The organism is Nostoc sp. (assembly GCF_036916735.1).
GTDB lineage: Bacteria > Cyanobacteriota > Cyanobacteriia > Cyanobacteriales > Nostocaceae > Nostoc.
This window is the reverse complement of sequence record NZ_JBALFV010000052.1, coordinates 51,657-63,834: the sequence shown is the minus strand read 5'-3', so window position 1 is coordinate 63,834 and position 12,178 is coordinate 51,657. Positions and strand designations below refer to the sequence as shown.

13 protein-coding genes are annotated in these 12,178 nt (G+C 38.3%); 9 read left to right on the top strand and 4 right to left on the bottom strand.

From position 1 onward, the window contains the following. Positions 1 to 193 precede the first annotated feature (193 nt). The 3 genes from V7L20_RS12870 (at position 194) to V7L20_RS12860 (ending at position 1,374) form a co-directional block, all read left to right on the top strand. Positions 194 to 451, top strand: coding sequence for a 2TM domain-containing protein (locus V7L20_RS12870; RefSeq protein WP_334744453.1), 258 nt, complete (start codon positions 194 to 196; stop codon positions 449 to 451). A gap of 119 nt (positions 452 to 570) precedes the next feature. After that, a complete protein-coding gene (locus V7L20_RS12865) occupies positions 571 to 879 on the top strand; it encodes a DUF3181 family protein (RefSeq protein WP_334744452.1) in 309 nt (102 codons plus the stop codon). Positions 880 to 1,158: 279 nt separating this feature from the next. After that, positions 1,159 to 1,374 (top strand): acetyltransferase, encoded by a 216-nt coding sequence (locus V7L20_RS12860; RefSeq protein WP_334744451.1) that lies wholly within the window; start codon positions 1,159 to 1,161, stop codon positions 1,372 to 1,374. Positions 1,375 to 1,442: 68 nt separating this feature from the next. Here the strand turns inward: V7L20_RS12860 and V7L20_RS12855 are convergent, their stop codons facing one another. Next, on the bottom strand, positions 1,443 to 1,913 hold the full coding sequence (locus tag V7L20_RS12855) for an ABA4-like family protein (protein WP_334744450.1): 471 nt from the start codon (positions 1,911 to 1,913) through the stop codon (positions 1,443 to 1,445). Between the two features lie 239 nt (positions 1,914 to 2,152). Beyond that, entirely contained in the window at positions 2,153 to 3,193 is a 1,041-nt protein-coding gene (gene cobW / locus V7L20_RS12850) for a cobalamin biosynthesis protein CobW (protein ID WP_334744449.1), read from the bottom strand. A gap of 131 nt (positions 3,194 to 3,324) precedes the next feature. On the opposite strand from cobW, the gene V7L20_RS12845 reads away from it, so the two are divergent. Continuing rightward, a complete protein-coding gene (locus V7L20_RS12845) occupies positions 3,325 to 3,474 on the top strand; it encodes a hypothetical protein (protein WP_334744448.1) in 150 nt (49 codons plus the stop codon). A gap of 222 nt (positions 3,475 to 3,696) precedes the next feature. Here V7L20_RS12845 and V7L20_RS12840 read toward each other — a convergent pair whose 3' ends face one another. Beyond that, a complete protein-coding gene (locus V7L20_RS12840) occupies positions 3,697 to 4,029 on the bottom strand; it encodes a hypothetical protein (protein WP_334744447.1) in 333 nt (110 codons plus the stop codon). A 236-nt stretch (positions 4,030 to 4,265) separates the two neighbouring features. Beyond that, positions 4,266 to 4,982, bottom strand: a complete 717-nt coding sequence (locus V7L20_RS12835) for a biliverdin-producing heme oxygenase (RefSeq protein WP_334744446.1) — start codon at positions 4,980 to 4,982, stop codon at positions 4,266 to 4,268. A gap of 702 nt (positions 4,983 to 5,684) precedes the next feature. On the opposite strand from V7L20_RS12835, the gene V7L20_RS12830 reads away from it, so the two are divergent. The 5 genes from V7L20_RS12830 (at position 5,685) to hpsL (ending at position 12,176) form a co-directional block, all read left to right on the top strand. After that, positions 5,685 to 6,494 (top strand): PIG-L deacetylase family protein, encoded by an 810-nt coding sequence (locus tag V7L20_RS12830; protein WP_334744445.1) that lies wholly within the window; start codon positions 5,685 to 5,687, stop codon positions 6,492 to 6,494. Between the two features lie 276 nt (positions 6,495 to 6,770). Next, positions 6,771 to 7,640, top strand: a complete 870-nt coding sequence (locus V7L20_RS12825) for a hypothetical protein (RefSeq protein ID WP_334744444.1) — start codon at positions 6,771 to 6,773, stop codon at positions 7,638 to 7,640. 370 nt (positions 7,641 to 8,010) lie between these two features. Beyond that, positions 8,011 to 9,483 (top strand): phosphoglucosamine mutase, encoded by a 1,473-nt coding sequence (glmM, locus tag V7L20_RS12820; protein ID WP_334744443.1) that lies wholly within the window; start codon positions 8,011 to 8,013, stop codon positions 9,481 to 9,483. Between the two features lie 233 nt (positions 9,484 to 9,716). Next, positions 9,717 to 10,484: a glycosyltransferase family A protein gene (locus tag V7L20_RS12815; RefSeq protein ID WP_334744442.1), complete on the top strand. Its 768-nt coding sequence runs from the start codon at positions 9,717 to 9,719 to the stop codon at positions 10,482 to 10,484. A gap of 36 nt (positions 10,485 to 10,520) precedes the next feature. After that, positions 10,521 to 12,176, top strand: a complete 1,656-nt coding sequence (gene hpsL, locus V7L20_RS12810) for a hormogonium polysaccharide biosynthesis protein HpsL (protein ID WP_334744441.1) — start codon at positions 10,521 to 10,523, stop codon at positions 12,174 to 12,176. Positions 12,177 to 12,178: the final 2 nt, after the last annotated feature.

Sequence of the window (12,178 nt, the reverse complement as noted above, 5' to 3'; positions counted from 1 at the left end):
ATCTGCCATTGATTTGCCGTCGCTATCTGGATAGAGGATATCCGGGTCTATTTGCTCAAAGATAGTCATTTGATTTAACCTATCGGCTCTTGACTTCCAATTCAATTATGACTGGTTGTAAGAGTCTAATAGCAACCACTGCCACAAAAACCTTAGAATGAATAAGGTATATTCAAATTTGTAACAAATATTTATGCCTCCTCGTTGGCCTCGCAAACCTGATCGCAAAGACCCTGATTACCGCAAGATCGATGACAGAATGAATTTTGCCGTGCATGTAGCGATCGCTGCTACTATCAATTCTGGCTTGTGGTTTTTTCACATCTTGAAAGGCACTACTTGGGAGTGGCTGCCTTGGGTGACTTTAAGTTGGACAGGAATATTGTTGGTGCATCTGATTTATATTAGTGCGATCGCTAACTACACCGAAACTCCACCAGAATCCACCTGAAGATGGATTACTCATGCTGGGGCGATTGTAACCTCTGGTAGTAGGATTAGGCTGTTAATTGAGCAATAATTTAAGAAAGCCTGAGATTTCGCACTTTTTCTTAATGTAGGGTTATTTTTATGGCTAAAACAAACACCACAGAACTACTAGAAGCCCTAGCAGCTGAAATTGGCGAAAATGTCTATATAGACGTTGCCAAATGGCATCTTTATTTATCCAATGCCAAACTGCATACAGTTGTTGCCGAGCAACTGTATCCTTTAATTACTTCCAAAGCTGTTAACGAAGACCGAGTTTTACAAGTCTTAGGATCGATTCCAATAAAAATTGGCGGTGGGAAACGTGAAGTTCCTTTAATCGATTTACTACCTCTGCAATGCCAAGTAACTTTAGTAGATATTTTGGAAAAATATCAACGTGATTTTTAATCGCTAAAACTAAAATTATCTTAGTTGGACAATTTTATTAATCACCATTTCCTGATTCGATTTTAGCTCTGGACTAGGTATCTACCGCAGCTATTTTCTAAAAATGAACTCCACAGATATACATAAATTAATTTAGTGTAATTTATATGTGGATATATGATAAGAATTTCCTTTAATAATTAAGGAATCTCCGCGTTCAAAATCGGTTGAGACTTGAGCGAGTTGATCTTCAGACTCGCTTTTAACTTCCATGCAAACAAACTCATTGAGGCAATTTCTATGCTTTTACAAGTCAAAGATAGTGGCGAATTGGTAAAGATTGTTGAAATTCAGGAATTACTTGATCCGAATAGTGATGTTGTTCATGCAAAAGACCAAGAAGGTCAAGAAGAACAGCAATCTAATAGTTTTAAAAAGGAAAATCTTGTTTTTCCTTCAGGTGAAGTTCTACCACGCTGTTGGTTAGATGCTGACTATAGACACAACAACGCTTAATTGATTTTAAAATCAGATAATTTGTAATAGTAGGGTAGCACAGATGTGCTACCCTACTATTTATCAGATTATGACGCAGCTTTTTCTTCTACCGTCACCGTTTCATTCTGCTGAGATTGAGGGAAAAATGTCTTAACAATCCAGTCAGTCAAAATGTGAGACAGTAACCCCATAGGCCCAGCAAACAAACACAGTGCAAGGGAGTGAATTGTCCAAATACCAGTTTTTTGCCCTTCCCAATAAATCCAGCAGCCGACAAATAAATCCATCACTAAAAGGTGAATCCAACCCGTTGCAGCGGCCATTTCATCTGCAAAAAATCGTGCAATATCGGCTAATTGAGGATTCGATAAAGCCTGGGCACTTTCTGGAGTAATGCTGTTGATAAACAAATACAAATACGCTCCAGCTAAAATCACAAATGGCAAATATGATGACATAATCTGCCGTGTAACTTTCCAATTTGGCAATAGAATCATCAACGCCCAAAAAGGCAATACAAAAAGATTAGCAACGTTAAATAATTGAGAGATAGTCATAGTATTATCAAATGAAGATTGAGGGTTTAAGCTAGGAGTGAAAAGTGAAAAATTAGGAGCTTTTAGTTATTAGTATTATTTAATTTTAATTAACTAATATACAATAGCAGAATAAATTTACCATTCTAAGTTGCTCCAAGCCGCGTAATAATCGATAAACAAGGGGTAAAATTCCCTTGTTAAAGGTAGGCAAACTTTCTCCACTGTGTAATAGTTATTCCTAACTCCTAACTCTTAACTCATAAAGCTACAAGTTGTGATTCGATTTCTGAAGACTTCAAATCACGTCCGATGAAAACTAAGCGGGTTTGCCGTGCCTCTTCGGGTTTCCAGGGACGATCATAAAATTTATCAAATCGGGTTCCCACGCCTTGCATCACTAGGCGCATAGATTTATTTGGTACTGCCACAAAGCCTTTAATCCGGTAAATTTCTTGTTGTTGTGCTAATTTCTCTAACTGCTGTTGCAGCTTTTCTGGGTCAAAGGTACGATCCAAAATTAAATTAGTTGAGGTAATTTCTTCGTCGTGATTGTGGTCTTCTTCGCTATCGTGATGACTAGGACGAGTATCTAAATTGTCTTCCACTGCGGCTTGGAATCCTAATAATATAGATGCGTCTAGTTGAGAACCATTGCTCTCGACAATCTTCACCACTCTGGGCAATTCTTGCTTAATTAATTCCTCAACTCTCGCTTTTGTCTGGGCATCCACCAAGTCAATTTTATTTAACACCACTAAGTCTGCACAAGCAAGTTGGTCTTCAAACAATTCTTGCAAGGGTGTTTCGTGTTTTAGACTATCATCTGCTTGGCGCTGGGCTGCGATCGCCTCTAGATCGCTAGCAAATGTCCCTGCTGCTACCGCCGCACAATCTACTACAGTAATCACCGCATCCACAGTGGCGGCGTTGCGAATTTCTTGCCAGCGAAAAGCCTTCACTAGTGGTTTTGGCAAGGCTAAACCAGAGGTTTCAATCAAAATACAGTCGATGCTATCCCGCCGCTTGATTAACTCTTGCATCGTCGGGTAAAACTCTTCCTGCACGGTGCAGCATAAGCAGCCGTTAGTTAATTCAAAGATATTAGTGTCGCCCTTACCATCTTCTGGGCAAACTTGACAGGATTTTAACAATTCGCCATCAATACCGAGTTCGCCAAATTCATTAACTAAAACGGCAATGCGGCATCCTTGATTGTTTTGTAGCAGGTGGCGAATTAGGCTGGTTTTACCACTACCTAAGAAGCCTGTAATTACTGTGACAGGAATTTTCGTAGCCATATTTTTGCCTGATGTCCTCAGTATGGTAAGTTTTAAGCATTACAAACTTAAATACTGAGATGAAGCTTGGTGTGAAGATTGACTTAGTTATTTTAAGCTGAAAATCTATTGTAAGCTTGAAAATACTCCTGTTGTTGTTGAGTTTAGGTTTGGTTTTAATTCCTCAAATCATTGTGGCACAAACGTTAGAGGAGTTGGAGCAAAAACCAACATCTGCCAAAGAAGTGAAAAATTATGAAGAAACTGCTAATATTTGGCGGAGTCTACCGGAATCTGTATAGGAATTAAGAAGGCGATCTAATGGTAATCAATTAAGTTCTAGATCACTTCTTATAAACGATTGCCCCTCTCTCATCTTGGAATTGTATAGAAGCGATCGCGCTTTTGTTTTCTAAGAAATTTCCTGTTCTACAACATCAAGCAACTTCTTACCAATTCTCATCAGCTACAAGTTTAGCAACAAATTCCTTCTCTAACTGGTGGCGTTGTTTCGGATGTACATTTTAGTTAAGAGCAGATGCGATCGCATCTCCCAACTCTTTCAATGTTCTTTCTTTATCAAATTCAGCAGCTGCCCTTGCTGACTCTGCCAAAATTGTGTCAGTGTTAGGGGTCAACTTCAACGCCCCACCCAGATATCCAAGCGACTTACAGAAATTATCAGATAAATTAGTTGCTGCCAATCGCTTCACAGTTTGGTAATCGCCCTCTATAAATGCGTTCAATGCTTTACAATGCAAGTTGCTTTGAGGGTCTTCTTTAACCAAAACCTTAAGAATTGCATTAACCGCTTGTTGAACTTTTTCTTGTGTGAGTTCTTGTTGTATAGCTTGCATTATTGTTATTTATCTCCTTTTAACCAATTATTAGATGTTTCAGTAACGACTTAAGCGGCAATAATTGAGGGGCAATTTCCCCATGCTTGCTTTCACTAATCAAAAGCAGTCATAGGGCTATTGCCCCTAAATATTTTGAGCATCAATCGCTCTTTTCCAGAATACCTATGAATTATCCTTAATCAAGCTATCTGAATTAATCACTCCACACACCATACTCCGCAATCTCAGCACATTTACTCAGCTGTGACGAGTTCAGTACTGCCGCGTGTACGACGCCGTGTGAGGCTATTGTAAAGCATTACACCAATCGCCTTGATCAAATTGCCTTCCAATTCTTGGAACATCGTCATGTTCATGCCAAAGGCGGCGTTAGCTTCATCAACGATGCGATCAGTTGTAGCATTGTCGAGGGGTAATTCATCCAAAGTTTGACGATATTTGGCTTTGAATGCCTTCTCGTCAGGAATCTCTGGGAACTCATAAAAGGCTATTCCTTGTCCATCAGACAAATTCATTGCCGTTACAGCAATATTTTTAAGAATTTGTCCCCCGGATAAGTCACCCAAATAACGAGTATATGAATGAGCGATTAACAGTTCCGGTTCTGTGGCAGATATTTCTCGGATGCGCTGTACATAAGCTTTACCTGCCGGAGATAGCTTGATTTGCTCTCTCCAGTTAGCACCAAAGTAATAACTCAGGTCTTGCTCTAGGGTATACTTGCGGTTTAGCTGGGGAAAGTTAATTTTGGAAAGAATTGGGTGCTGGCGATGCTTTTCCATTTCCTCTTCCATCGCTGAGTAAACGAAGTAGAAATTAGCAACAAGTTTCCGGTAAGAGTTTTTCTCGACTACTCCTCTTAAAAAGCACTTGACAAAACCTACGTTTTCTGCCATTGTGTGGGCTTTTTTAGTGCCTACACGTAATTTGGTTGCTAAATTGCTGCTCATGCTAAAGTTCTCAACTTTTAAAAAGTTAACTGCCGAAGTTTTAATTCACTAACGGCTAAAAAAGCCATTAAAAGGTTACCTTAAAACTATTTGATGAGAATTTATATTAAAATTTTTTAAGTCAAGACAAATTGTGTTTTTTTATACATCATTTTCTAAGTAAATAATTGCCCTGTACGCATAAAAATTACTTCTTCAACATTCCCCATTGCCAATTTTCTATTTTCCAATCAGAAAATCAGCTTTTGTGTTTCCAAAATTACGACAGCAATAACACGCAACAGTAATATGGATTTTTAAATTAAGTTAACTTCATGCTCAAATTAAGCATCTCTTAATCCTCGTATTAATTCTATCCAGATGAATGCCTAGATAATCAGCTAACAAGTTTTTATTATCTCAGTAGTTATTTCAAAGAATTCAAAAATTAATACTAATTTAAGTACAGATACTGAGGAGCATACAATATGCGAGTGATATATTACAAATAGATTAAATAAGGAAAAAACCTATATTTTCATTATTAATCAATCTATTCTCCAGCAGTTTGTAACTCAGTGATTTACTAAATTTAAGTCTCAATGCCATAAATAGAAAGTATTTTAGTGGTAACTTCTGGTAAATTATTTATGCTGTAACTACACAATCAATTAAATTCCAACCTTTGAGCTAATTAATTCTAATAAATATTACATAAACAATATGATAAATATTTTAAATCGTTTAAAGGTTAGTTTGCACAACAAGCTATGGCTGTTTAACTACCGATTGCGAGAACTTCAGATCCGGCTACAGTTCTACTGGCTTTTGTATCGAGGTAGTCAACCGCTAAATGTTAACGATAAATCGCTGATTGTGTTTGCTCCTCACCAAGACGATGAAGCACTAGGCTGTGGTGGAATTATTGCACTCAAGCGAGAACAAGGTGTACCGATTAAGGTTGTTTTTGTCACGGATGGAGGGGGTTCTCATCAAGGTAATCTTAAGATTACCCGCTCCGAAATTATTCAAATTCGCAGACAAGAAGCACTGACAGCTTTAAATATTCTGGGTGTTGATTCAAAAGATGTTCACTTTCTTAATAAATCTGATGGCTCACTACACAAGATGACAGAAGCCGAACAGCAGCAAACCATTGAAGAAATGGCGCAATTGTTGCATACCTTTCAGCCTCAAGAAGTTTACGTAACTCACAAAAAAGATCGGAGTCGAGACCATGAGATTACTTATCAACTTGTTAAGACCGCGATTGTTAAAGCTGGAGTGAAGGTGGATTTGTGGGAGTATGCCATCTGGTTGCTTTGGAAATCTTTACTATTTCGGGATCTCAAGTTTGACGAATTGGCAGGTGCTCATCGATTATCTATTCACACAGTACAATCTAAAAAGAATGAGGCGATCAAAACCTATCGTTCTCAATATTTACCTATAGATGCTGAATCTAGCGCGGTACTACCTCCTGGTTTTCTCTGGCGATTCTTCTTACCTCATGAGGTTTTTTTCAAATCATAATTTCCAAAGCTATAGCTTTATCCTTTGGAATTGAAAAAAACGAAATTGTGTTTAACTTTGTTTGAATGAATAAGGCAAAAAAGAAATTAGTGAAAGATTCGGAACAACCACTTTCTGGTTAATCACTAAATCTTAGATTTAATGTGGTTTTTAGCCAATTTCTCATTGCTATATAGCTATTAATTGATGTAATAGATACATCAATTAATAGCTGGTGCAAAAAAATGTCTACTTTCAAAATCCCAATCTCTTTATTTAAAATTAACCGGAAAAACAATGATTCAATCAGAAAAAAACTTTTGCTTTTGTACTTTAGCATTAGGGAAAAAATATAGCGCTCTTGCTTCCTTATTAGCAAAAGATATAGAAAGATATTCTCCTAACACTTCCTTTATTATTTTAAGCGATCATCCGGAAGAATTTAGTAAATATTCTCAAGTTTTAGTCTTTAAGCATCAGCAAAAAGGTGTTAAATGTTACCACGATAAAAGATTTGCAATTGCAAAAGCTTTATCACTTTTTAATTCGTGTATATTCATTGACTCAGATATGCGAATCTTGGCACCAGTGCCAGAAGATATGCAGTGGCTGCTAACACCAGGAATTAGCGCTAGAGCTTGTATGGATATGCCAAAAAAATTTACTAAAGTTCTTGCAGGAACTGCTAGTAGTAAATTCGTCAGAGAGTTTGCAATTGTTAAAAATGCAACAAAAATTCTTAACTTGGAAACAAGTTGGAAAGATATTAATTTTGTTCACGAGTACTTATTCTCAGTCACTAAGGATTCAGGTAAAGAAATTGAATTTTTGCAGCAATGGGATATGCTTGCCAATTACTTTGAGCTAAACGGAATTTATGAAGGTGAAGGGAGCGCAATAGGTTTAGCTGCTTATAAAGCCGGTCTAGCAGTTAGATGGAGTGAGATGGAAGGCATTTCATTTTTCAATAATAAAATTGAATTAGTAAAAATTAGCAAGGGTCAATCAACTAGGGCTGAAATTTCTCAGTATTTTGAAGCTCACGAACAAATTTTATACCCTAAACGCCCTTTCCTGAGCAAAGCTATAGATAAACTTGGAAAAGCAATTATGCATTTTTACAGAAAAATGCGGTTCAAAATTGTTAGCTCTTCTTTGTTAAACTGATATCTTAACACTGTTATCCAAGTTGAAAAATCAGGTTTTTGGGCAAAAAATCTAGGTTCTTGGCTTCGCAATTACAAAAAACTCAATTTTCTTTTAAAACTACCTTTGAGAGCATCCCATTAAAGTGATTGCTATCATAATCGCCTAGCATGAAAAATGCGAGTTCCGTTAAATGATAGTTTCTCATAGATTTAGATCAGAATTTTAAAGGGAACTTACCCTATAGAACCCTATGCGAAGGTTTGTTTAGTCACTCATTCCAGTCGTTCGGTTTTGTGGCGTAAGATTTGAGAAAAGGTTTTCTGTCAAAATTGTTAAATCAAGTGTTAAATGCTATTTTCTAGTGTGATTGTGTGGAGTATTGAAACAGATGGTTTCATTTATAACTCGGACACCGGGCATTCCGGGGGATTCTGCTTCTGAAACTGACGGATTAGGGAAAGGGATTGAGAGCAGTTTTGAACTGAATTTAATCTCATTACCAGCAAATCCTTTATTTGGCACAGATGGGATTCGGGGACGAGTGGGAGAATTACTAAGTGCACCTCTAGCATTGCAAGTTGGTTTTTGGACGGGAATTGTTTTGCGTAAATATGCTACTCAAGTAGGGCCAGTCATTCTTGGACAAGATTCTAGAAACTCTAGTGATATGCTAGCAATGGCTTTGAGTGCAGGGTTAACAGCAGCAGGGCTAGAGGTTTGGTATCTGGGATTATGCCCCACTCCTTGCATTGCCTATCTCACCAGCATTAGTGATGCCATTGGCGGAGTGATGATTTCTGCTAGCCATAATCCGCCAGAAGACAATGGTATTAAAATTTTTAGTACCGATGGTGGGAAATTACCCCAAATATTGCAGGTAGAAATTGAAGCCGGACTACGTGGCAAAATATCACCTATTGCTAAAGTCAGTAATTGCGGACGGCATTACTCACGTTTGGAGTTAGTAGGGCATTATAGTGAGGCGCTGAAAAAACCCTTGAACAGTGCCACAAAGCTTCAGGGGATGAAGATTGTTTTAGACTTGGCGTGGGGAGCAGCAGTCGGGTTAGCACCAGCAGTATTTACAGAAATGGGGGCAGAGGTAATCTGCTTACATAATGAAGCCAATGGCGATCGCATTAATGTCAACTGCGGTTCCACGCACCTAGATATTCTTGCAGCCACAGTACAAGAACACAACGCCAACATCGGCTTTGCCTTTGATGGCGATGCTGATCGCGTCTTAGCAGTAGACAATACTGGCAGGCAAGTTAACGGCGATTACATTCTCTACCTATGGGGACGACACTTAAAACAAAACCAACAATTGCCAGATAACCTGATTGTATCTACAGTCATGGCTAACTTAGGCTTTGAGAAAGCTTGGCAGCAAATTGGTGGTAACTTAATTCGTACCGCAGTCGGCGACCAATACGTACAAGCCGAAATGTTGCGGACTGGGGGAATGCTAGGCGGCGAACAATCAGGTCATATTCTTTGCCGTCATTATGCTGTGACTGGAGATGGCTTATTAACAGCCTTACATATAGCAGCTTTGGTGAAAGAGGCGGGTGTTCCCTTTAGCGAATTAGTAGATCAAAGCTTCCAGACCTATCCGCAGCTGTTGCGGAACGTGCGAGTTGTTGATCGTGATCGCCGTTTAGGATGGCAAGATTGTCAACCTGTGCAAGAAGCGATCGCTGTTGCTGAAGCTGCAATGGATGATTCCGGCAGAATTTTGGTTCGCGCCTCTGGCACAGAGCCAGTAATCAGGGTTATGGTAGAAGCTGCCAATGCTGAACTTACCAACTACTGGACAAATGAATTAGTTTCCAAAGTTCAACAGTATCTGATGGACTAAATTAGTTATTATCTCAGCTTTTAACAAGCGCCAATTTTACGTCACAGTTTCTACTAATGACCAGGGCTGGTTAATTTGTAGAAGCTGTGACATTTGTATTTGCATTGTTAGATCGTGAGCGACTTATTACCTTTCAACAAAACTCACCGCATTAGGATAACTAGTCATGGCATCACTCTGAACGTGTTATTATTTATTTCGAGATTCTTAGCTATATGTTCTAAGATAATATTATGCTTGTTTTTGTTATCCCACTCAAAAGTGCAAAAGTTTCTAATTCCTGGGAACGTGTTACACAATTATTTGAAAGATGCATTAAATCAGTTTGCAATCAAACCTCACCCAACTTTCACGTTATTGTTGTTTGTCATGAAAAGCCGAAAATAGAATTCACTCATTCTCATATCACATATATTACAGTTGATTTTTACCCTCCCAACGAAACTAACCCTGTAGCTAAAGGAGATACAGATAAGGGGCGTAAAATATTAAAAGGATTGGTTTATGCTCGTCAATTTTCTCCCACTCACACTATGACAATTGATGCTGACGATTGTGTTAGTAAAAATTTAGCCAAATTTATTCTACAATATCCAGATTCTAATGGATGGTTTATAAATAAAGGTTATAAATATCAAGAAGGCAGTAATTACATATATATTAAAAGAAACAATTTTTATAAGATGTGCGGCAGTTGTAACATTATCCGATATGATTTAAATGATTTGCCTGAAGCCGCAGAATATAATCGTGGCTATGGATATTATAGATATTATATAGACCACGCTAAAGTCAGAGATATTTTAAAGAACAGAGCAAAACCCATTAAATCATTACCATTTCTAGGTGCAGTTTATATATTGGACACAGGAGAAAATCTTTTTGATAATTCAAAAAGATTAAAATTTAACATTTTTAATCGCAAATTATTAAATCAATCATTTATAGATGAATTCGGATTGTACAACTTACAGCAATCTAGAGAGATTTGTCAACTATAATATATTTCCCTGAGGCTGATAGGCTACAGCACCATTATGCCGAAAAGAAAATCAAAATCCCAACCATCTAAAAAATTGAAAAAGCAGGCTAAAAAGGAAACTTCTACCCTTAACCTCAAAGAACAGTTAGCCCAAAAACGCAAAGCAGCCCAAGCACGTAAAGAACTCACTAGCTTACTTACCACCGCCACCTTTGGCGGTGTCTTCGTTGGCATTGTGCTTTTTTTCATAGGTGGAATTAAAGCAGCAGTCCCTGGTGTCTTGGGGATAATTATCATGTCCCTTTCCTACAAATACCCGCGTCAAGCGCTATATGCATTCATCATTTACGTACCTATTGGGGGTACTATAACTTACTACTTGGGCAATAGTCCCATACTCCAATTAGCTAAAGATGCCTTTTACATTCCAGCCCTAATTGGACTTTGGCAGACTTGCCGTAACCAGGGGCTACCCCTAATTATTCCCCAAGGCATTAAAACCCCATTTTATATTGTTTTGGGTTGTAGTCTGCTAACACTATTATTTATTAATGGTGGACAGCAGTTTAACCCGCCTAGCGTCGGATTATTGGAAAAAGCACCCCAAGAAATACCATTAGGTATGGGAATTCTGGGACTGAAAGTATTTTTAGGCTATGTCCCTTTGATTGGTTGTGCTTACTATCTAATTCGTAATAAACAGGATTTTCTATTTTTATCGCGCCTCCAGATTGTCCTTACACTAATTTGCTGTGTGCTGGGATTTATTCAATACCTATTACTACTAACTGGTGTATGTCAAGGCACAAGAGGTCTGGAAGGAAATGCTTTATTTGTCACATCACTAGAAGCCCGGTGTTATTTTGGTGGAGCGCTCCTATATAGTCCCGAAGAAGGAGTCATTCGCCTACCAGGGACATTTGTAGCTCCTTGGCAGTGGGCATGGTTCTTAATTTCCAGCACCTTTTTTACCTTTGCCACTGGCTTTACCGACCCCTCCCCAATATGGCGACTAGTTGGTTTAGGTTCTTTAGTAACAGTTTTTATCAATGCTGTAATTTCTGGACAGAGAATCGCCTTAGCTTTAGTACCAATCTGCTTTGGAATTTTGTTATTGCTCACTGGTCAAATTGGCAATTTAAAAAGATTTATCCCCATAGGGATAGGACTTGCCTTTGTTCTGGGAATAGCAATGGTGACTAACCCTGCTGTTGTTCAAGAGAGAACCGAGAGTTTTACAGGACGATGGGAGGCTTCACCACCTCAAGATTTTATCGTTCAGCAATTTCAAGAAAATTGGAAAAACGTAGATGGGCCATTAGGAAGCGGTTTAGGTCGAGCAACTAACTCTGCCCGCGTAATGGGTGAAACTAAGCTAGTGGAAACCTACTATCCCAAAGTACTTTTTGAAGTGGGAATTATTGGAGTGCTAGCTTTTCTGGGTTTGGTCACTAGTTTAACAATTATTGGCTTTAAAACCTATCGCTCCATAAAGAACCGTAATTTCCGCAGTTACGGAGCGGCTTTGTGGGTGTTTATATTGTTTATTAGCTACAACACCTATTACTATCCTCTGGATGTTGACCCGGTTGCTGTCTATTATTGGTTTTTTGCGGGAGTTCTTTTTAAATTGCCAGAACTAGAGAAACAAGATATACAAGATGCTAATCCTCAGCAAAAAAATCAGAAAAAACGTCTAAAAACAATTTAAAT